Here is a 21,262-nt window from a genome sequence, read left to right as displayed (position 1 = left end):
CACAACGACACTTTCCAATCAACAGAACCACGCTTTCCAATCACCGGAAGCATGCTTTCCGACCGCCGCGCTGCACATCGAGAGCCGCAAGCGCTCGGGAGAAGAAGCCAGGGGAGACGACAACAGCCCGAGTTCGACTTCCACGGCTTGTGATTACCACGGGCTCCGATCGGATGATGTCGAGAACGCGGCTGTGGTCCTAGCGCATTTCGCTTGATGCCATTGTGTGCATGGTGAACATGCACATCATGTACACGCCGTGGGGTAAAGGGGGCGGTGGCGCAGGGTAGGTAGCGCGAAAACGACGAAAGCCTCCGCACCAGGCGGAGGCTTCAAGCCGTGAGAAGCAGCAGCGCTTAGTGAGCGGTGTGCTTGCCCTCGGTAACGGCGCGCAGGTGGGTCACGCGGGCCGGGTCGATGTTGAGGGCACGAAGCTCATCATCGGTCAGCTCGGCGTAGGTGTGGCCCAGGGTCTTCTGCTCGTATGCCCACTCCGGCTCGGTGTGGCCGAGCGGCTGGTTGCGGGCGGTAAGGGTACGCACGTTGGCGAGCTTCGGCTGGAAGAGGTGGATGAGCAGCAGAAGCGCAATAACGACAGCCAGGAAAATAAGGAAGATGGTCTCCACGTGGCCCTTGTGGTTACCGAAGTTGAACATCAAAAGCATGAAGACGGAGAACCAACCGGCAATCTGGATGCCGCTGCGCGGGGTTTTGGACCAGCCGAACGCTGCAGACGGGACGTCGTCGGTGGAAACGCCGTTGTAGACCTCAGAGGTCACTTTGTGGGAAGACACTTGTTCTCCTTCGCGTGTACGTGCCTATTTGTCCCCAATAGAATAGTCCATGGCCCGCCGGAACGTGGACACCTACCCCCGAGATGTCGAGCTCCACGCGGGGAAGTAAACTACGTCACACCCGCGTGGGTGGAGGGGCGTTCCACGCGACCTACTACAGTAAGGACCTGTGACTCATCCCGACATTGCGGCGCAGCACGCGCCAGAGACTGCACAACGCGTCCTTATCCTCGGCTCCACCGGTTCCATAGGCACCCAGGCCTTGGAAGTCATCGCGGATAATCCCGATAAGTTTGTCGTCGTCGGCATCGCCGCTGGCGGCGGACACCCGGACCTCGTCATTGCTCAGGCGAAGGCCCTCAATCTTTCGTCTAACCACGTCGCCGTCGCCAACGTGGAGGCTGCGGAGAAAGTAAGCGCAGCCCTCGGCGGCGCGGTCCTCGAGGGGCCAGACGCCGCGGAGCGGCTCACCCGTGAGGTGGAAGCCGACACGGTCCTCAACGGACTCGTGGGCTCCATGGGCCTCGCAGCCACCCTCGCGACCATCGAGATGGGGGAGTACCTCGCCCTCGCCAACAAGGAATCCCTCGTCGCCGGCGGAAAGATGGCCATCAATCTGGCCAAGCCCGGCCAGATTATTCCGGTGGACTCGGAGCACTCCGCCATGGCGCAGTGTCTGCGCTCCGGCGAGCGTGGGGAGTTAGCCAAGCTGGTGCTCACGGCATCGGGAGGCCCCTTCCGCGGCTGGACCCGCGAGCAGATGTGGGACGTTACCCCTGAGCAGGCCGCGAAGCACCCCACGTGGTCCATGGGGCAGATGAATACGCTGAACTCCGCGACGATGATCAATAAGGGCCTGGAGCTCATCGAGGCCACCCTGCTCTTCGATATCGAGCCCGAGCGCATTGACGTCACCGTCCACCCGCAGTCCATCATCCATTCCATGGCGACGTTTGTGGACGGCGCCACCATCGCGCAGGCCTCTCCGCCGTCGATGAAGCTTCCCATTTCCCACGCGCTCTACTGGCCGCGACGCGTGCCGGACGCACAACCGCAGCTCGACTTCAGCCAAGTTGCGGACTGGCACTTCGAGCCGCTTGATGATGCCGCCTTCCCGGCCGTCCAGCTCGCCCGTGAGGCCGCACAGAACAGCTCAGGCGTGGTCTACAACGCGGCGAACGAGCAGGCCGCCGCCGCCTTCCTTGCTGGTCGCATCCACTTCCCAGAGATCGTGGACACAGTCGCGCACGTGCTGGGCCAGTATTCCCAGTTGGCTGGTGTACTCTCTAGCGTCGATGACATCCTCGCCGTGGAGCGCGAGGCGCGCGCCAAGGCGGACGCGCGAATTGAACAGATCGCACGCTAGGACACTTCACCTATGGCCTACATTCTGGGCATTCTTCTCTTCGCCCTAGGCATCGGCATCACCATCGCGCTGCACGAGGCGGGCCATATGCTCACCGCCCGGTCGTTTGGCATGTGGGTACGCCGCTACTACATCGGCTTCGGCCCCAAGATATGGGCGAAGAAGAAAGGCCGCACCGAGTACGGCTTCGCGGCCCTGCCCGTGGGCGGCTTTTGCGACATCGCGGGCATGACCGCCAACGACGAATTCCTCACCGACGAGGAAGAGCCGTATGCGATGTACAAGAAGCCGGCCTGGCAGCGCGTCCTCGTCATGGCCGCCGGCATCCTCGTCAACATCGTGCTGGGCTTTTCCATTCTTTTCTGCGTCGCCGTGACCACAGGCTTGCCCGACGTCCACGCGGACGTGCGTCCCAAGGTCGGCGAGGTGGTCTGCTCCGCCGACCAGATCGACGAAAGCACCTACGAAGACTGCACCGGTACCGGACCTGCCGGCGCGGCCGGCGTTGAGCCCGGCGATATCATCGTCGCCCTCGACGGTGAGGAGATTGCGGACTTCAACGCCCTGCGCGAGGCGGTCATCGCCAAGCCGGGGGAGACCGTCACGCTCACCGTCGAACGCGACGGCCAGCCCCGCGACTTTGAGGTTCACCTCGACACCGTCGAGCGTCTCACCACGGACGGGCAGAAGGTCGAGGCTGGCTCCATCGGTCTCACCAACGCGCCGCTCGATATCGTCAAGAAATACAATGCCGCCACCGCCGTCCCGGCGACCGCGGATTACTCGTGGTACCTGGCCAAGTCCACCGTCGACGCCATCATCCACATGCCGGAGAAGGTCCCCGGCATCGTCGCGTCTATCTTCGGCCACAACCGCGCCGATGATTCGCCCATGTCCGTCGTCGGTGCCTCCCGCGTGGGCGGCGAGCTCGTGGAGAATAACCTCTGGTCCTCCTTCTTTATGATGTTGGCCTCGCTCAATTACTTCCTTGCGCTGTTTAACCTCATCCCGTTGCCGCCCTTCGACGGCGGCCACATTGCGGTCATCGCGTACGAGAAGATCCGCGACGCCCTACGCCGCGCCCGCGGCCTTTCTGCCAAGGGCCCGGCCGACTACACGCGCCTCATGCCGGTCACCTACGTCATGGCGGCCATTCTCATGACCTTTGGCGCGCTCGTCATCATCGCGGATGTGGTGAACCCAATTCGCCTCTTTGGCTAAACGCCACGTGGTGTAGGACGTGTCACTGACTGCACCGATGGTGAAACTCAGAACCTCCAGCTCTGCCCATTTGCCATAGTCATTAGACTGTAGGGATAGCGTAGAGTGGTTTACATCTAAACCCCCGTGTACCCATCTTTTTTCCAGTAAATAGGAGAACGTATGTCAACCCCCATCGGACTTGGAATGCCGGACGGACCTGCCCCGACTTTGGCGCCGCGTCGTAAAACGCGTCAGCTCTTCGTCGGCTCCGTGGGCGTCGGGTCCGAGCACCCGATCTCGGTGCAGTCGATGACGACCACCAAGACTCATGACGTCAATGCGACCCTCCAGCAGATCGCTCAGCTCACGGCTTCCGGCTGTGACATCGTGCGTGTCGCCTGCCCGAAGACCGTGGACGCGGACGCTCTGCCTGCCATCGCGAAGAAGTCGCCTATCCCGGTCATCGCGGACATCCACTTCCAGCCGAAGTACATCTTTCAGGCTATCGACGCGGGCTGCGCTGCCATCCGCGTTAACCCGGGCAACATCAAGGAGTTCGACGGCCGCGTTAAAGAGGTCGCTAAGGCAGCTTCGGACGCTGGTATCCCGATCCGCATCGGCGTCAACGGTGGCTCCCTGGACAAGCGCCTGCTCGAGAAGTACGGCAAGGCCACCCCGGAGGCCCTCGTCGAGTCCGCCATTTGGGAGGCTGGCTTGTTCGAGGAGTACGGGTTTGGCGATATTGCGATCTCCGTCAAGCACTCGGATCCGGTCCTCATGGTCGAGGCCTACCGCCAGCTCGCAGAGAAGACGGACTACCCGCTCCACCTCGGCGTGACCGAGGCTGGCCCGAAGTTCATGGGCACCATCAAGTCCTCCGTCGCCTTCGGCGCTCTGCTCTCGCAGGGCATCGGCGACACCATCCGCGTCTCCCTGTCCGCAGACCCGGTCGAGGAGATCAAGGTCGGTGACCAGATCCTGCAGTCGCTCAACCTGCGCCCGCGCAAGCTGGAGATCGTCTCCTGCCCGTCCTGCGGCCGCGCCCAGGTCGACGTGTACAAGCTCGCCGAGGAAGTCACCGCTGGCCTCGAGGGCATGGAGTTCCCCATCCGCGTGGCCGTCATGGGCTGCGTCGTCAACGGTCCGGGCGAGGCTCGCGACGCTGACCTTGGTGTTGCTTCCGGCAACGGCAAGGGCCAGATCTTCGTCAAGGGCGAGGTGGTTAAGACCGTGCCGGAGTCCAAGATCGTGGAGACCCTCATCGAGGAAGCTCACCGCATCGCCGAAGAGCAGGGCCTTGAGGCCGTCGAAGGCGCCAAGGCCGAGGTGCGCGTTACCCGCTAAACCGCGCGCCTAACCCGCGTTGTGCCGCCGTCCCAGTAGTGTTGAAAGACATGAAACGGACGGCGGCTTTTCTTTGCGTAGCGGGGCTTATGGGCACCTCGTTGGCTGCGTGTACGCCCAAACCGGTCGCGGCGGATCCGGTCGCTGAGGACTTCATTGCGGCGCTCGAGAACCACGACGTCGACGCACTCAAGAGTGTCGTCGACGCCCCGGATGTTGCCGCGGAACAGTACGGGGCCACGTACTCCGGCCTCCAAGCCGAGGGCCTCGAGGTCGAGCTCACCTCCATCGACCAACAAGACTCCGTCGCCACCGCCAACTACGCCGTGACGTGGGACTTGCCCAAGGACCGCGAACTCACCTACGACGCCAAGGCCGTACTGACCAAGGTCAATAAAACGTGGACCGTCAATTGGGAGTCCACGGCGCTGCACCCCAAGCTCGGTGCCCACCAGCACCTCGAGCTGCGCCCCGTTGTCGCCGACCGCGCCTCCGTCGTGAGTTCCGACGGCGTCGAGCTCATGAGCCCGGGCGTCCAATACCGTCTTCTCGTCGACACTTCCTCCGGCGACATGCGCGCGCTCGCGGGCCAGCTCGCGCCCCTCGTCAACCAGGATGCGGGCGAGCTTGCCACGAACCTTGAAGAGGCAGGGGAGACCTACTCCGTGGGTCTCTTCAACGAGGAAGACCGCAACGCCATTCAAGGCGCCAATCTCCCTGGAGTCCGCTTTAACGAAGAGCCGGCGCTCATCACCAAAGAGACGGGCTTTGCCACGGACATCATGTCTCGCGTGCGTTCCATCGTCGCGGACAAGCTGGACGGCACGAATGGCTGGCGCATAGCCGTCGTGAACGAGAACGGCGCTTCACTCAGCGACGTCGAATTCCATGACGCCACTCCGTCGCCCGCCATCCGCGTGGGTATCGATTACAACGTCCAGCGTGCCGCGGAGCAAGCCGTCGATCTCCGCGCGGACTCCGAGGCCATGCTTATCGCCATGCGTCCCTCCACCGGCGAAATTCTCGCCGTCGCGCAGACCGATGCCGCCGATAAGAAAGGCGACCTGGCCCTGTCCGGTCAGTTCCCGCCCGGCTCCGTGTTCAAGATCATCACCGCCTCCGCCGGCGTGGACAAGCAAGGCCTCAACGCCGGCACTATCGTCCCGTGCCCCGGCACGATGGACCTCTACGGCCGCACCGTCACGAACTACAACGGCTTCTCCCTGGGCAGCGTCCCGCTCGAAGAAGCCTTTGCGCAGTCCTGCAACACGACCTTCGCGAACATCTCGACCGACCTCGCTGAAGGCGAACTCAAGGAGGAAGGCTCCCGCTTCGGTCTGGGCCTCGACTACGACATTCCTGGACTTACCACGATTACCGGCTCCATCCCCAAAGGCGAGACTCCACTGGAGCGCACCGAAGCCGGCTACGGCCAGGGCGCGGACCTCGTGAGCCCCTTTGGCATGGTTCTAGCTTCGTCCACCGTCGCCGCAGGCGTGCGTCCCACCCCGACCCTCATCGCGGGGCAGAAGACCACCGTCTCGGAAAACCCCGATGGCCCGTCACCCGTCGTCATCGACAACCTTCGCACCCTCATGCGCGCCACGGTGACGTCCGGTACTGCGCGCGGCATGGGCGCTGGCGGCACCATCTATGGCAAGACCGGTGAAGCCGAAATCAACGGCGGTTCCCACGCCTGGTTCACCGGCTTCCGCGACGATGACATTGCCTTTGCCACCCTCGTCGTCCTCGGCGGCGGTTCCGAGACCTCCGTCGCCATCACGGACAGCTTCCTCAAGCGCCTCGACGAACTGCGCACTCAACAGGACCCCGAGCAGGTCGCCACCGGCGGCGCCGAGTAGCTTGCCGATGCCCCCATCGCTGCCGCCCAGCCCGACCGCCGGGGTGGCAGGGCGGAGGACTACCATAGACGGCATGAGCAATCGCGCAAAACTTACACCAGGAAAGCCCACTCCCGTTCGCACCGTCCCTGACTCCATCGAGCGTCCCGAGTACGTGTGGAAGGACTCGGTCCAAGAAAACATCGGCGAGCCCTTCGTCCAGACCCCTGAGGTCATCGAGGCCATGCGCGAGTCGTCCAAGATTGCCGCCAACGCCCTCAAGGAAGCGGGCAAGGCCGTCGCCCCCGGCGTGACTACCGATGAGATCGACCGCATTGCGCACGAGTACATGTGTGACCACGGTGCTTACCCGTCGACCCTGGGCTACATGAACTTCCCGAAGTCCTGCTGCGTCTCCTTGAATGAGATCGTCTGCCACGGCATTCCGGACACGACCGTCATCGAGGATGGCGACATCGTCAACATCGACGTCACCGCCTACAAGAACGGCGTCCACGGCGATACCAACGCCACCTTCCTCGCTGGCAATGTCTCCGAAGAGCACCGCCTACTCGTCGAACGCACCAAGGAAGCCATGATGCGTGGCATCAAGGTCGCCAAGGCTGGTCGCGAGATCAACGTCATCGGCCGCGTTATCGAGTCCTACGCACACCGCTTCGGCTACAACGTCGTTACCGACTTCACCGGGCACGGTGTGGGGCCCACGTTCCACAACGGCCTCGTTGTCCTGCACTACGACTCCATGGCCTACCGTAACGTTCTGGAGCCGGGCATGACGCTCACCATCGAGCCGATGATTAACCTCGGCGGCCTCGACTACGAGATCTGGGATAACGACTGGACCGTCCAGAACAAGGACGGAAAGTTCACCGCTCAGTTCGAGCACACCCTCGTCATCCAGGAAGAAGGCGAGCCGGAAATCCTCACTCTTCCCGACGAGGACTAATCGAAACAGTCGCTCCACGAGCCTTATAGCGACTCACAGAGCGAACAAAAGCGCCCGTCCCACCACTGCGCGGTGGGACGGGCGCTTCTTTGTGCTTACTGTTCATCCCTACGCCTTAAGCTCAGCCCCATTTGAGCGACGTAAAAAGCGCCCCGCAGTGCGGAGCGCTTGAAGGCGTGAAGGTTCTCAATTAGAACTTCAGCTGACCGTTCATTGCCTGAGCAATGTAGTCCGGGATAACGCCGTTGTACACAGCGAAGTTGTAGGTTGCGGCGGCAACGGAGACAGCAGCAGCGGCAACACCGACGTAGGTGGTGTCGCGCCACAGCTGAGCCCACTGCGGGTTCTTCTCGTCGTTGACGGAAGAGCCGAGCAGGTCGCGGCCGTTGGCAGGGGTGTCAGCGCCGGTAGCGTTGCCAGCCTTGGAGGACAGCGAACCCTCGCCCTCGGAGGAAGCGCCCTTAGCGGCAGCAGACAGAGCGCCGGTGTTCTCGGTCTCGGCAGCGGTAGCAGCGGAAACGCCGCCGAAAGCGACGGTGGTGGCGGTTGCAAGAGCAACGGCGGCAGTGCGGAAGTTACGCATTGAAGTGAATACCTTTCAAAAAGATTTTGGTAGGGGCTGTAAGGCCGTTACTAGAACTTGATGGGGCCGAACTTGATGAAGTTCAGGGCCGGACCGACGAGGCCACCGATGACGGTGACGACGGCGGAAGCGATACCGATGCCGTAGAGAGCCTGTGCCCACTCCGGCTGGGAAGAAAGGTTGGATTCCTTGCCGAAGATTTCACGGCCGTCGGCCTCTTTGTCGGCGTTCAGCCAGTCACCAGCGGTAGAGGAGCCACCGTTAGTCTCGGGGTTGTTGGAGGAGGTGGTCTCCTGGTCGGAGGGAGCCTCTGCCGCAGTGGCGACGGAAGCGCCGGAGAAAGCGACGGCGAGGGCGGTTGCGCCAGCGATGGCGGCCTTGCGAATACGCATATCAAAAATCCTTAAGAGTTGTCTGTGCGCGGCTTCCGGGGGAGGGAAACCCATGTGTGAATCTCACGAAGAGATTCTCGAGCATCTCGAGTCCGATTACGGAAATGTAACGGACGGTCGATGTTGCGCTAGCAAGTATAGAGCATTACGCACAGCAAAGGGGCATGGGGGTAACAATTCGCCTACAGGTAGATAAATATTTACTGCGCTAACCCCATTTATCTGCCTGAATGAAATTGAGGTGAAACAAGACAAAAAGAAGACCCGCACTGTGTGCGGGTCTTCATCCAGACGTCTTCGTCTAAGCGAGTGGCTTAGCGGTTGAACATCGGGTCAAGGATGTGGTTCGGCAGGATGTGGTTGTACACAGCAAAGTTGTAGGCAGCGATCAGGGCGCCAGCAATGCTGGTGCCGATGAGGGCGTAGGTGCCGTCGCGCCAAATCTTGAACCACTGCGGGTTGTTCTCGTCATTAACCTTTTCGCCGAAGCCATCCGTACCCTTGGCCTTCACCTTGTTGTCGGTGACAGCGCCGACCTTGGAGGACCCAGACGGGTACTTGTCGTCCTTGGAGGAGAGAGCATCAAAAATCTCGGAGGGAGTAGCGTCATCGTTGACGTCCTGGTTCTCGGTGATGGTGTCGTTGTTCTTGGCCGGCGTGTCGCCCGCGTCAGCGGCGGAAGCGATAGCGGTGCCGCCGAAAGCGACGGTGACGGCGGTGGCGGCAGCAACGGCTGCGGTGCGGAAGTTACGCATTGTGTGTTTTACCTTTCGAAAGTGGTGTGAGCCGGTGAGCTGCGTTTAGCGGGAGAACGGACCGAACTGAACGAAGTTAGCCAGCGGGCCGACAACCATGCCGATGAGGGTGGCAATAGCGGTGGCGATGGTGGTGCCGTACAGGACCTTGGCCCACTTCGGCTGCTCCGACAGGTCCTTGGAGGAGCCGAAGATCTTCTGGCCGTCAGCTTCCTTATCGCCCTCGAGATTCAGGCCGGTGTTGATCTTGGAGGAGAGGGAAGCGCCCTTTGCGGCATCCTTGTCTTCGCCAGTCTTGTCTGCCGTGTTGGATTCGCCAGCCTTGTCTGCCGAGTTGGAGGAGCCGTTAGCGTTGGAGGACTGCTCCTGGTTCGGGGTGGCAGTTTCCTCAGCGGAAGCAACGGTGGTGCCGCCGAAAGCGACTGCGAGGGCGGTTGCGCCGGCGATGGCTGCATTGCGGATACGCATATCAAATGTCCTTAAATGTCGTACTTGCAAGGCTCCCAAATGGAAACCTAAGTGTTATTGGATTCCCAGGGGAATTCCAGAAACACGCGGTCGCCGGTGGAACGGCTTGAGCCGGTGTTATTGGGGAACTCTAGCCGCTTATCGCCGAATATGCACACAGAGTGCCGCCTTTAAGCGCCCGTTAAGCAAAAATCCACCCCATAATCCTGTCAAGTTCATGGGGGTAGCGCTCATTAAATCCCAAGGTTAGGAAACGAATGTTACTCATGTGACTAAGCAGGAGGGGGTGGACGTGATTTATGTCACGTAACGTTAGTTAGGCAAATTCGAGGCCCAAAATCGCGTTCTCGGTTACCTCGGCAAGGGCCGGGTGGATCCAGTACTGATTGCGCGCGAAGTCGCGAAGATCGAGGTCATATGTCATAGCAGTAATCATTTGCTGGATGAGCGTGGACGCCTGCGGGCCGAAGTAGTGCGCACCGAGGAGCTTTCCGGTCGTGCGCTCTGCGATGAGCTTCACAACCCCGGTGTGGTCCTCCATGGCCCAGCCGTAGGCAACGTCGCCGTAGTTCTGGACCTTGACGGTGATGTCATAGCCAGCCTCGCGAGCCTGAGCCTCGGTCATGCCGACGGTGGCGATTTGCGGGTGAGTGAAGATGGCAGACGGGACGTGCTCGTGCGGCATCGGACGAAGGTCGTCGTGGTGGAGGAGGTTGTGCGCGATGGCACGGGTCTCAGCGTTAGCGACGTGCTTGAGCATATAGGGCGACGAGACGTCGCCCAGGGCCCACACGCCCTCGGCGGTAGTGCGTCCGTACTCGTCGACCTTGATGCGACCGTCCTCGTGCATTTCAATGCCGGCGGTGTCGACGTCCATGAGATCGCCGTTGGGGGTGCGGCCGGTGGCAACGAGGATGGCGTCGGCCTCAACGGTGTCGCCATTGTCGAGGGTGAGCTTGACGCCGTTCTCGGTTTGCTCGAGAAGGGTGCCGTTGCCGATGCGGACGTCGAAGCGTTCGCGGGCGATGGCGTTGAAACGGGTGACAAGGTCCTCATCGAGGAAGCGCAAAAGTTTTTCTGAGCGGTTGACGATGGTGACCTTGGTGCCCAGGCCGTCGAAGACGTGCGCAAATTCCATCGCGATGTAGCCGCCGCCGACGATGATGAGGCTCTTTGGCTGTGTGGGCATGCGCATGACGTCTTCGTTGGTGTAGTACTTCACGCCAGAGTTGCGGTAGACCGGCGGGATGGTAGGGCGCGAGCCCGCGGCAATGACGATTTGGTCGCCAGTGATGACTTCGCCGCCGACCTCGATGGTCTTCGGACCGACGAAGCGGGCGTGCTGGTCATAGACCGTGATGTTCGGGGTCTCGTCGCCGCGGCGGTACGCTTCGCCGCCCTGCGCGATGAGGTCGATGCGGTTGGTAAAGACGCGGTCAACGATGGAGTCCCAGTCCACGCTATTGACCTGAGCATCGAGACCGAGACGCCCTGCCTCGCGTGCAGCAAGGGCGACGTCTGCGGCATAGACATACATCTTGGTGGGGATGCAGCCGACGTTGAGGCAGGTACCGCCGAACTTGCCTTCCTCGATAATGGCGATGGAGACATCGTCGTACTCCGGGGTGGGGATGGAATTTCCCGAGCCCGTACCGATAATGATGAGGTCGTAATGCGCCGACGGGGTTGCGGGGGAGCTGGTGTTCGAGGTGTTCAATGTATTCTCCTTGAATATATATAGGAATAAGCCGTGTATTTGATCTAAGCCTGCTAGCCGGATTCGCGGAAGTAACTCTGCGACCGCTGAATGGCAATGGAGACTGTCGATGCTGTCACGTGGTGTGCATACTCGCGGAAACAGCCCAGGGTACATCTTTATTTCGGACTGGGTTGTGCCGGATGTGGACGTCGGCAATGAATGCCTAGTGGCTGGGCGCCGGCTGGGCCGAAAGATGGGTGGTGAGCCAGTCATCGACTGCGCGGAAGACTTCGGGACGGATTTCGGGGCGGGAGGCAAAAGCCTCGTGGCGTGCGCCATGGATGGGACGCAGCGTGCAATCCTTGCCGAGGGTGGGTGCCCAGTGCATGGTTTGGGTGACGTCGACGACGCAGTCGACGTAGTTGATTTCCTCCGAGTAGGGCTTGCCCAGGATGGAGCGAGTCGAGCAGATAGTGAGGTAGGGAACGCCTACGTCGACGCCGCGGTGCAGCTTTGTGAAGCCACCGAAGATGGCGCGCAGCCAGCCTAGATACTTTCGGTGACCGCCCAGCGGCTTGAGGGTGAGGTCGTAGTCCCACTCGCCATGTTTACTGGCATGCATGGAATCGCCGAAGGCTGTGAGGTTACCGCCGGGGAAGGCGAGCATCGGAAAGCGTTTGCCAGCGCGGTTGATGACAGGGGAGAGCGCCTTGACCACCGGGCGGGGCACGCTCATCATGTCGAGCCAGGGACCGTTGAGGATAAGACCAGGAACCTGCTCAGGGTGTTCGGCGTCGAGCCACAGCGCGCAGATGAGCCCACCGGTGGAGTGACCCATGGGGACCACGCGGGAGTGAGGGATGGCCGCGAGGGCGGCATCAAGATCCTGGTAATAGAGCGTGAGATCCGAAATGTAGTGCCAGGTTTGGCCCTCGCGACGGGAGCGGCCGCACTTGCGGAGGTCGACGGCATAGAAAGCGTAGCCGAGCTCGTGATAATGCTGCGCGACGTGGGCATCAAAGAAATAGTCCGTCATGCCGTGGACCCATAGGAGGGCAGGGCGCTGCGGGAAATCGGGGGTGTCACGCTTGTAGGCGACGAGGGTGGCGGAGACATCGCCTTGGCCGTCAGGGTCCGGCCCCAGCGGAAGCGTTGCCTGGGTGAAGTCGGGGCCCAGCATGTCCTCGGTCCAATGAAGTTCAGTGCTCATGTAGACCAGCTTATCTATCGCTGAGTGGGTCCGCTTGGACCATGACGCGGGACTATTGTGCACGAACGGGGGTAGGGAACGGCGTCGAAAGTGGGCAGTACGTGCGTTCTGCTGGGCTGATATTTGCGTGCGTGGGTAAAGGCGTAAGGTTGATAGGTAATGCGTTGAGTGCTTGCGCCGCGGATGTGACTGAGGTCTTTGGTGGGCTTGGGTAGTCGCGAGGAGACTGCCTTCAAATGCGTACACCGCAGGTTGATCGGAGAGCTTAGGTCCTGCACGCGGCGCGGTATGAGCGCACAGCTTTATAAGACGTGCACGAATAAGCGAAAGTCAAAGAGGTTTAACACCGTGTCCTCCGCAAAGAAGACCGCACAGGTCACTGAAGAAGTTGATGTAGCCCTCGTCGGTGGCGGCATCATGTCCGCTACCCTCGGCGCCATGCTCCGTGAGCTAGAGCCGAGCTGGACGCAGATGGTGTTCGAGCGCCTCGACGGTCCGGCTCTGGAGTCCTCCTCTCCGTGGAACAACGCCGGTACCGGCCACTCCGCGCTCTGCGAGCTCAACTACACCCCGGAGAAGAACGGCCGCATTGACGCGACCAAGGCCTTCGGCGTTAACGAGAAGTTCCAGGTTTCCCGCCAGTTCTGGGCACACCAGCTCAACAACGGCATCCTCACGGATCCCAAGGCCTTCATCAACCAGGTTCCGCACGTGTCCTTCGCTCAGGGCTCCATTCAGGTCGATTACCTAAAGCGCCGCTACGAGCTGCTCAAGGACAACCATATGTTCCCGGGCCTGGAGTTCTCCGACGATGACGTAGTCTTCCAGGAGAAGCTGCCGCTCATGTCCAAGGGCCGCGACTTCAACGCCAAGAAGGTCGCCATCTCCTGGACCGAGGCTGGTACCGACGTGAACTTCGGTGCCCTGGCGAAGCAGTTCTTTACTGCCGCAAAGGCATCCGGCACCGAAATCCGCTACGGTTCCGAGGTCATCGACATCAAGCGCGATGGTGCGAACTGGAAGGTGTACGCCAAGAACGTCCACACCGGTGATTACTCCGTCATCCGTGCGAAATTCGTCTTCGTCGGTGCGGGTGGCTACGCCCTCGACCTGCTGCGCAAGGCAGGCGTCAAGGAAGTTGCTGGCTACGCTGGCTTCCCGGTCTCTGGTCTGTGGCTGCGTGCCAAGAACCCGGAGCTCATCTCCCAGCACCAGGCCAAGGTCTACGGCAAGGCTGCCGTGGGCGCTCCGCCGATGTCCGTGCCGCACCTCGACACCCGCGTCATCGATGGCGAGAAGGGCCTACTGTTCGGCCCGTACGGTGGTTGGTCTCCGAAGTTCCTAAAGAAGGGCTCCTACCTCGACCTGTTCAAGTCCATCCGTCCGGACAACATCCCGTCCTACCTCGGCGTTGCCGCCCAGGAGTTCGGTCTGACCAAGTACCTCGTCTCCGAGGTCCTCAAAGACTTCGAGCAGCGTGTTGAGGCCCTCAAGGAGTACGTCCCGTCTGCAGACCCGGCTGACTGGGAGACCGTCATCGCTGGGCAGCGCGTCCAGGTCATCAAGCCTGCCGCTGCACCGCGCTTCGGTTCCCTCGAGTTCGGTACGACGCTCATCAACAACCCGGAGGGCAACATCGCCGGCCTGCTCGGCGCTTCCCCGGGGGCTTCCATCGCCCCGGCCGTCATGGTCGAGCTCATCGAGCGTTGCTTCGGCGAGCACATGATCCAGTGGGGCCCGAAGCTGCAGGAGATGATCCCGTCCTACGGTGAGACGCTCGCCAAGAACGTCAAGCTGTACGACGAGATGTGGGAGTACACCCAGAAGACCCTCAAGCTCGAGCAGTAATTACTCGTAGCATTCCAGCGCATACCAGCGGCCCTTTCCTGCTCCGGCGGGGAAGGGTCGCTGGTTTTGGGCTATACGGCACAAAAGTTCCATGAAGCGTAGACTGTCGTTACGTAGACATTTTCCATGCCGCCTGCTCTGACTTGCCGGCGAGGACGTCGCGTCCGTAGCACGTAGTCACGGTAGAGTGGCATTACTCATTCTTCCAAGGAGACACGCGCGCAGTGAGCACAGCCCACAACGACGACGGGGACAGACATAACGACACGTCAGATCGGTCGGTGAACAAGGGGGACAAGCGCGGCCGGAAGACGTCGAACAGGCGCCCGCGGTTGCCGAAGCTGAAGGACGGCCCGCACCAGAAGCGGCTGACGGCATTTACCTTCGTCATCACGTTGGGCGGACTGCTCTTTGGCTACGACACAGGCGTCATCAACGGCGCCTTGGCCCCGCTGAGTGAGGAGTTTGGGCTCGATTCCTGGGGCGAGGGCGTCGTGACTGCCTCGCTCCTGGTTGCTGCGGCACTCGGCGCCATGGGAATGGGGCGCGTTGCTGACGTGATCGGGCGGCGCAAGGCAGTCTTCGCGCTGTCCTTTTTATTCCTCGCCGGCGTTGCGCTGTGTAGCCTTGCCCCGAGCTTTTGGGTGCTCGTCGTGGGTCGCGCGGTCCTGGGCCTTGCCGTGGGTGGCACCTCGACGGTCGTTCCGGTGTACCTAGCGGAGATGTCTCCGTACGAGGTGCGCGGGCGTTTCTCCGGCCGCAACGAACTAATGATCGTCGTCGGTCAGCTGGCTGCGTTCGTTATGAACGCGATCATCGGCAGCGTGTGGGGTGAGCAGCCGGGAATCTGGCGCGTCATGCTGGCCGTGGCCGCCGTGCCCGCCTTCTTGCTCTTGGTGGGAATGTTCCGTGTTCCGGAGTCTCCCAGCTGGCTAACAGCCAATGGCGAAGAGGCGCTGGCACGCCGCGTCCTGCGGCTTGTGCGCGCGCCGCGACGCGCGGAGGCCGAGTACCAGTACCTCGAGGACAACGTCGAGTCCTCTGAAGAAGGCTCCGGGAGTGACGGCGGAGAGACTCGCGTTTCTGTGCGTGGCATTGCGAAGAACAAGTGGCTGCGCCGCATTCTTCTGGTCGGCATCGGCTTGGGGCTTTTCCAACAGCTCACTGGCATTGATTCGGTCATGTACTACGGCCACACCATTCTCATGGATGCGGGTCTGGGATCGACGGCCGCATTGGTGGCGAATATTGGCCCGGGCGTCATCGGCGTCGTGGGTGCGATTGTGGCACTGCACCTCATCGAGCGCATCGACCGCCGCACGACCATCGTCACGGGCTACACGATGACGATGGTCTTCCACATCGCGATTGCCACGTCGGCACGGTTCATTCCCGAAAGCGCGGCGGCTCGCCCGTATATCCTCCTCGCATTCATCGTGTTGCTCGTGGGCGCCATCCAGACCTTCCTCAACGTGGCGACCTGGGTGCTGCTCTCCGAGATTTTCCCGCAGGGCATTCGCGCCTTCGCCATGGGCACGTCCGTCTTTGCCAAGTGGATAACGAACGCGGCGCTGAGTTTGTTCTTCCCGTCGGTCATGGAGGCATGGGGCATGGCCGTCACGTTCGGAGCCTTCGCCGTGGTCAATGCGCTGGCCGCATTCTTCATGTGGCGCATGCTCCCTGAGACGCGCGGCAGGTCGCTCGAGGACGTCGAAACTGGCGTCCTGAACGGAACGATTTTTCAGCGGAAGAAGGCAGCGGAGTAGGGCACAACAACGCGGGGACACTCGTCGCAAACGAATATCGACCGAACGACCGAATAGCGCGGAGGTGGCACGTACACTAAGCGCAATGAGAACCCGAGTGAATTGAGGAGAATTCGATGTCCGCACCTGCGCCGCGCCAGACCCTACTCAACGCCTACTTCGGAGAGTACGGCGGACAGTATGTGCCGGAGCAGCTGTACCCGGTGCTCGACCAGCTGGAGAAGGCCTACGTCGACGCGCTCGCCGATCCGAGTTTCGAGGAAGAGCTCGACCGCCTGCGTCGCGAGTACCTGGGGCGCCCGACGCCCATCACCGAGTGCGCGAATCTGCCGCTCGAAGGCCGTGGCAAGGGCAAAGCGCGCATCTTCTTGAAGCGCGAGGATCTGTGCCACGGCGGCGCGCACAAAGGCAACCAGGTCCTCGCGCAGGCGCTCATTGCCAAGCGCCTGGGCAAGACTCGTCTTATCGCGGAGACAGGTGCGGGCCAGCACGGCACCGCGACGGCTATGGTGGCGGCGCTCATGGGCATGGAGTGCACCATCTACATGGGTGCCAAGGACGTCGCGCGCCAGCAGCCGAATGTCTACCGTATGCGCCTCATGGGTGCCACAGTGGTGCCGGTGACGAACGAGCACGGCGACGCGATGGCCGATGCCATCGACGTAGCACTCGGTGACTGGGTTGAAAACGTTGAGAACACCCACTACGTGTTGGGCTCCGCGTGCGGCCCGCACCCGTTCCCGACGCTCGTCCACGAGTTTCAGGCCGTCATCTCCCGCGAGTCGCGTCCGCAGATGCTTGAGCGCACCGGTGCGCTTCCCGATGTCGTCGTGGCCTGCGCCGGTGGCGGCTCCAACGCCATCGGCGCTTTCTCCGAGTACCTGCTCGGCACGGAGGACGGCGAGCAGTATGCAGGCAACGACACTGTCCGCCTCATCGGCGTCGAACCGGCAGGCGAGGGCCTTGACACGGACAAGCACGGCGCGCCGCTCAACAAGGGTGTGGTGGGCATCCTGCATGGATCCCGCTCGTATGCGTTGCTCAAGGACGGCGAGATCCTGCATTCGCATTCGGTGTCTGCGGGCCTCGACTACCCGGGTATCGGTCCGGAACACTCCTACCTCAAGGACACCGGCCGCGCGGAGTACCCGGCCGTCACGGACGCGGAGGCCCTTGATGCCTTCCGCATGCTCTCACGCTACGAAGGCATCATCCCGGCGCTCGAGTCCTCCCACGCGCTGGCGTACGCGTTAAAGCTTGCGCAGCAATGCGAGGAGACCGGTGAGGAGATGAACATCCTGGTGAATCTCTCTGGCCGCGGCGACAAAGACGTGGACTACGTCCGCCGCATCCTGGGCGACTTGGCAGCCGAAGACCCGGCCACTCATCCGGTGGTCAATCCCAACGTCGAGGGCGTGCTCGCGGAGATGACCGCCGAGTCCAACGCGCGCGAGGGCGTCTAAGTTCCGCAGTAGGTACGATACATTTCCAGCTGAGCGGGGGCGCTGGGCGCCTCGAACTCGTCGTTCGGCGTGAATGGATGCGTAACGGCATCGAGCAATCGGTGGAACTGGCTCATGTCGGTCGGCGCGTCGCGCAGCGCGGCTTCGACGGCGAGGTTGCGGGGAATAACAACCGGGACGCGTGGTCCGGTCTCGGAGGGCGCGGCGGGGGTTGCCGCGGCGTAACGCCGCTGCCATTCTGTCAAGCCTCCGGCCGGAACATCGCGGCCGTAGCGGAGTGCGGCGAGAGTCTGTGTGAGGTCGTGACCGGGGAGCGCGGCGAGGAGATCCGTGGTGAACTCGCGGGAGGTCTCCGGTGTGAGACCGAGCGCCTGGGCGAGTTGAGCGTGGTGTTCGGTCTCGAAGGCGTCGTAGAAACCGTTGATGGTCTCCTGCGCGAAGGAGACCGCCTCGTTGGGATCGCCATCGAAGAGCGGCAGCATGGACTCGGCGAGGCGAGCGAGGTTCCATCCGAGGATGCCGGGCTGGTGGCCGAAGCGATAGCGGCCCTGGGTGTCGATGGAGGAGTACACCGTGTCGTGATCGAAGGTTTCGACGAAGGCGCACGGGCCGAAGTCGATGGTCTCGCCGGAGAGCGTCGTATTATCCGTGTTCATGACGCCGTGAAGGAAGCCGAGGCGCTGCCATGCTGCGACGGTGCGGATTTGGGCCGCCATGACGGATTCGTACAGACCTGTGTAGTCGCCCGCAGCGAGCTGCGGAAAGTGACGTTCGGCAGCGACGTCCGCGAGCGTGCGGAGCGTGTCCTCACCAACCATCTGCGCGTAGTGGACCGTGCCCACACGGATATGGCTGGCGGCGCCGCGCACGATGACGCCGGCGGGCTCGACCATCTGGCGTTGAATCTTGCGACCGGTGGAGAGCACCGCCAGCGGTCGGGTGGTAGGCACGCCAAGTGCGTGGAGCGCCGAGGAGACGAGGTATTCGCGCAGCATGGAACGCAGCGTGCCGCGGCCGTCCGAGCCCGGACGGGAAAACGGCGTGCGACCGGTGCCTTTGGCGTGGAGATCCCAACGGGCGCCGTCGCCGTCGACGACCTCGCCGAGAAGCAGTGCGCGGCCGTCACCCATGCGGGGATTGAACTGGCCGAATTGGTAGCCCGCGTACGCCATTGCGTAGGACTCTTCGCCGTGGCCGAGGAGAAACTCGAAGCCCTCGGGCGAACGCAGCCACTCCGCGTCGAAGCCGAGCTCGGTGGCGAGTTCCTCGTTGAGCAGCACGAGACGGGCGTCGGGATGATCTTCGCCGCGTGCGGCTGCGACGAGGTCCGGAAGTGCTGCGGCGTAGGTGTGCTCGATAGCGGGGTGCATGGCGCTCCTTAGGATTCCAGCGTGCCGCGCACGCGGATGGCGGCTGCGCCGCCGACCCAGATATCGGTGCCGTCGTCGTGGATGTGAACGCGGCCGGCACGGCCGAGCTGCGAGCCTTGCGCCGCGACATAGGTATTGGGCACGAGGCCGCGGCCGCGGAGGAATTGCGCGGCACCGCCGTTGAACGAGCCGGTGACGGGGTCTTCGAATGCGGACGTAAACGCGCGAACCTCATAGGCGGTCTCGCTTCCGGGGGCTTCGAGGCCCACGACGCCGACCTTGACCCCGGGGATGGGGGAAGGCTGCAGGGCGCGGACGGAGGCGGCATCGGCAAGCTGGATGAGCCGCCAGCCAGGGCCGTTGTCGACCCAGCCGGAATCGACGACGTCGGCGGGAGTGACGCTAAGGAAGCGGCACGTCTCCTCGAGCTCTTCGGGGCTCAGAGCGCCTTCGCGGCGCAGCGGCGGGGTGGCGAAGGAATAGACGCCGTTGTCCTCGCGCAGGTGGACCAGACCCACGCCGCATTCCTGGACAAGGGCGCTGCGCTTGCCGGTGAGTTCGCTGAAGACGCGGGCGGTGCCCAGCGTGGGGTGGCCGGCGAAGTCGAACTCCTCTGTGGGAGTGAAAATGCGCACGCGGTAGTCAGCCTCTGGGTGGTGGGGCTCGAGCAGGAAGGTGGTTTCTGAAAAATTCGTCCAGTTGGCGATCTTCTGCATCTGCGCGGTGGTGAGCGAATCTGCGCCCGTGATGACGCCCAGGGGGTTACCACTGAAGGGTGCAGTGGCGAAAACGTCGACCTCAAAATACTTGTGCTGCATGGGACACCAGTGTAGAGGCGCGATAGTCTAAACGGTATGACCCAGTCCCTCTTCAGCCGCCCCGAGCCCATTCTGCGCATGGCGGACGGCACCGTCAAACAACTCAATCCCTTCTCCGGCACCGAGGTATGGACCGTGCCAGGCCGTGGAAACCGGCCTTTCTCGACGACTGCGTCCGAGGTACACGATATTGACGCGCAGGCGCACGTGGCTTCGTGTGCCTTTTGTGCGGCGCGCCGGTTGGAGACGCCGCCGGAGAAATCCCGCATTCTGGCTAATGGGGAGATTCTGCGCGGTGTGTCGGCGGGGGCGCTCGATGCGACGGAGCCGCTGTTCCGGCGCGTGCCGAACCTTTTTGAGATTGTCTCCTTCGACTACTGGGAGCAGAACTACGGCTACCAGCTCGACGCGGCGACACAGGCGCGCATGGATGCCTATCTCGCAGATCCGGCGGGGCGCGAGCATGTTCTTCGCACGGTGCGGACGAAGCGCGCGGCCTCCGGGCAGCCGGACGCGGACGACGAGGCGTTGCTGGCGCAGTCGCACTGCTTCTTTGGCGGCGGACACGACGTCATCGTGGGACGCAATCACTATGTGCCGGGTGCAACGACGGATGACCAGCTGGCGTCTTCGGGCACGCTCACGCCGGAAGAACACCGGTTGTTCGTGCAGTTTACGGCCGATAGTATGCGCGACCTGTATGAGCGCAATCGGTATGCGTCTTATGTCGTTGCGTTCCAGAACTGGTTGGCGCCGGCGGGCGCGTCCTTTGACCACCTACACAAGCAACTCGTGGCCATCGATGACCGCGGCATGGCGGCGGGCCATGAGCTCGAGATTCTACGTGCGCATCCCAACATGTACAACGAGTGGGCCGTGGACTACGCGATGCAGCACAACCTCATCATCGCTGAGAACGACCACGCCGTGCTCTTTGCCGGTTTTGGCCACCGCTATCCGACGCTGGAGATCTACTCCAAGTCCGCGACGTGTGAGCCGTGGCTGCAGTCGTGCGAGGAACGCGACGCGATGAGCGACCTCATCCATGCCGCGCACGTGGCTGTGGGGCCGCAGGTCGCGTGTAACGAGGAGTGGCACCACCGTCCGCCGTCCACCGCGACGCCGGCACCGTGGCGCGTGATGATCAAGTTGCGCGTGTCCACGCTCGCGGGCTTTGAGGGCGGCACGAAGATTTACATCAATACGATTTCCCCGTGGAATCTGCGGGACCGGATTGTGGATCCGCTCTATAAGGCGCGCGATGAGGGACGCGTGGCGCGGTCTATTCGCATTGCAACGGAATGCGAGCCGCGGCGCAACAGTCTGCGGTACAACCCGCTGCTGTAGCTCGGCATATCTTCGTTTAATTTTATTC

At 62.4% G+C, this 21,262-nt stretch carries 19 protein-coding genes; 10 read left to right on the top strand and 9 right to left on the bottom strand.

All coding sequences use genetic code 11. The features are described from left to right. A partial coding sequence (locus tag ABJ196_RS07665) for a hypothetical protein (RefSeq protein ID WP_347305912.1) occupies positions 1–217 on the top strand: 217 nt, incomplete at its 5' end. A 139-nt stretch (positions 218–356) separates the two neighbouring features. Here the strand turns inward: ABJ196_RS07665 and ABJ196_RS07660 are convergent. After that, positions 357–794: a DUF2631 domain-containing protein gene (locus ABJ196_RS07660; RefSeq protein ID WP_347305911.1), complete on the bottom strand. Its 438-nt coding sequence runs from the start codon at positions 792–794 to the stop codon at positions 357–359. 184 nt (positions 795–978) lie between these two features. Here ABJ196_RS07660 and dxr point away from each other — a divergent pair, with 184 nt between their 5' ends. From dxr to map, 5 genes are all read left to right on the top strand, one after another. Beyond that, complete coding sequence (dxr, locus tag ABJ196_RS07655; protein ID WP_347305919.1) at positions 979–2,160, top strand: 1-deoxy-D-xylulose-5-phosphate reductoisomerase; 1,182 nt, start codon at positions 979–981, stop codon at positions 2,158–2,160. A 12-nt stretch (positions 2,161–2,172) separates the two neighbouring features. Next, the gene (locus tag ABJ196_RS07650; RefSeq protein WP_347305910.1) at positions 2,173–3,381 is read left to right on the top strand and encodes a M50 family metallopeptidase; all 1,209 of its coding nucleotides are present in this window, start codon (positions 2,173–2,175) and stop codon (positions 3,379–3,381) included. A 162-nt stretch (positions 3,382–3,543) separates the two neighbouring features. Further along, positions 3,544–4,707 carry a flavodoxin-dependent (E)-4-hydroxy-3-methylbut-2-enyl-diphosphate synthase gene (gene ispG, locus ABJ196_RS07645; protein WP_347305909.1) on the top strand — a complete coding sequence of 388 codons (1,164 nt, stop codon included), beginning with the start codon at positions 3,544–3,546 and terminating at the stop codon, positions 4,705–4,707. Positions 4,708–4,757: 50 nt separating this feature from the next. Further along, the gene (locus tag ABJ196_RS07640) at positions 4,758–6,569 is read left to right on the top strand and encodes a penicillin-binding transpeptidase domain-containing protein (RefSeq protein WP_347305908.1); all 1,812 of its coding nucleotides are present in this window, start codon (positions 4,758–4,760) and stop codon (positions 6,567–6,569) included. A gap of 73 nt (positions 6,570–6,642) precedes the next feature. After that, a complete protein-coding gene (gene map / locus ABJ196_RS07635; protein ID WP_066486782.1) occupies positions 6,643–7,515 on the top strand; it encodes a type I methionyl aminopeptidase in 873 nt (290 codons plus the stop codon). Positions 7,516–7,705: 190 nt separating this feature from the next. Here map and ABJ196_RS07630 read toward each other — a convergent pair whose 3' ends face one another. The 6 genes from ABJ196_RS07630 to ABJ196_RS07605 all read right to left on the bottom strand — a co-directional run bounded on the left by ABJ196_RS07630 (position 7,706) and on the right by ABJ196_RS07605 (position 12,622). Then, positions 7,706–8,098: a hypothetical protein gene (locus ABJ196_RS07630; protein ID WP_347305907.1), complete on the bottom strand. Its 393-nt coding sequence runs from the start codon at positions 8,096–8,098 to the stop codon at positions 7,706–7,708. Between the two features lie 50 nt (positions 8,099–8,148). Next, positions 8,149–8,490 (bottom strand): hypothetical protein, encoded by a 342-nt coding sequence (locus ABJ196_RS07625; RefSeq protein WP_347305906.1) that lies wholly within the window; start codon positions 8,488–8,490, stop codon positions 8,149–8,151. A 314-nt stretch (positions 8,491–8,804) separates the two neighbouring features. Next, on the bottom strand, positions 8,805–9,245 hold the full coding sequence (locus ABJ196_RS07620) for a hypothetical protein (protein ID WP_347305905.1): 441 nt from the start codon (positions 9,243–9,245) through the stop codon (positions 8,805–8,807). 45 nt (positions 9,246–9,290) lie between these two features. Further along, positions 9,291–9,713 (bottom strand): hypothetical protein, encoded by a 423-nt coding sequence (locus ABJ196_RS07615; protein WP_347305904.1) that lies wholly within the window; start codon positions 9,711–9,713, stop codon positions 9,291–9,293. A 316-nt stretch (positions 9,714–10,029) separates the two neighbouring features. Continuing rightward, a complete protein-coding gene (gene mtr / locus ABJ196_RS07610) occupies positions 10,030–11,430 on the bottom strand; it encodes a mycothione reductase (RefSeq protein ID WP_347305903.1) in 1,401 nt (466 codons plus the stop codon). Positions 11,431–11,635: 205 nt separating this feature from the next. Continuing rightward, positions 11,636–12,622 carry an alpha/beta hydrolase gene (locus ABJ196_RS07605; protein ID WP_347305902.1) on the bottom strand — a complete coding sequence of 329 codons (987 nt, stop codon included), beginning with the start codon at positions 12,620–12,622 and terminating at the stop codon, positions 11,636–11,638. A 348-nt stretch (positions 12,623–12,970) separates the two neighbouring features. On the opposite strand from ABJ196_RS07605, the gene mqo reads away from it, so the two are divergent. The 3 genes from mqo to trpB all read left to right on the top strand — a co-directional run bounded on the left by mqo (position 12,971) and on the right by trpB (position 17,699). Then, positions 12,971–14,470, top strand: a complete 1,500-nt coding sequence (gene mqo / locus ABJ196_RS07600; protein ID WP_257034861.1) for a malate dehydrogenase (quinone) — start codon at positions 12,971–12,973, stop codon at positions 14,468–14,470. Positions 14,471–14,694: 224 nt separating this feature from the next. Next, positions 14,695–16,236, top strand: coding sequence for a sugar porter family MFS transporter (locus ABJ196_RS07595; protein WP_347305901.1), 1,542 nt, complete (start codon positions 14,695–14,697; stop codon positions 16,234–16,236). A 116-nt stretch (positions 16,237–16,352) separates the two neighbouring features. Further along, positions 16,353–17,699, top strand: coding sequence for a tryptophan synthase subunit beta (trpB, locus tag ABJ196_RS07590; RefSeq protein ID WP_347305900.1), 1,347 nt, complete (start codon positions 16,353–16,355; stop codon positions 17,697–17,699). Here trpB and ABJ196_RS07585 read toward each other — a convergent pair. After that, entirely contained in the window at positions 17,696–19,069 is a 1,374-nt protein-coding gene (locus tag ABJ196_RS07585; protein WP_347305899.1) for a protein adenylyltransferase SelO family protein, read from the bottom strand. The two genes, trpB and ABJ196_RS07585, sit on opposite strands and share 4 nt — an antisense overlap. Before the next feature lie 8 nt (positions 19,070–19,077). After that, positions 19,078–19,887 (bottom strand): PhzF family phenazine biosynthesis protein, encoded by an 810-nt coding sequence (locus tag ABJ196_RS07580; RefSeq protein ID WP_347305898.1) that lies wholly within the window; start codon positions 19,885–19,887, stop codon positions 19,078–19,080. A 36-nt stretch (positions 19,888–19,923) separates the two neighbouring features. On the opposite strand from ABJ196_RS07580, the gene ABJ196_RS07575 reads away from it, so the two are divergent. Beyond that, on the top strand, positions 19,924–21,234 hold the full coding sequence (locus ABJ196_RS07575) for a DUF4921 family protein (protein WP_347305897.1): 1,311 nt from the start codon (positions 19,924–19,926) through the stop codon (positions 21,232–21,234). Positions 21,235–21,262 lie beyond the last annotated feature (28 nt).

Source organism: Corynebacterium sp. SA-MJD20WY100 (genome assembly GCF_039822565.1).
Taxonomy (GTDB): Bacteria; Actinomycetota; Actinomycetes; order Mycobacteriales; family Mycobacteriaceae; genus Corynebacterium; species Corynebacterium phoceense_A.
Note: the sequence above shows the minus strand (reverse complement) of the source record. Positions and strands in the feature narration are given on the sequence as shown.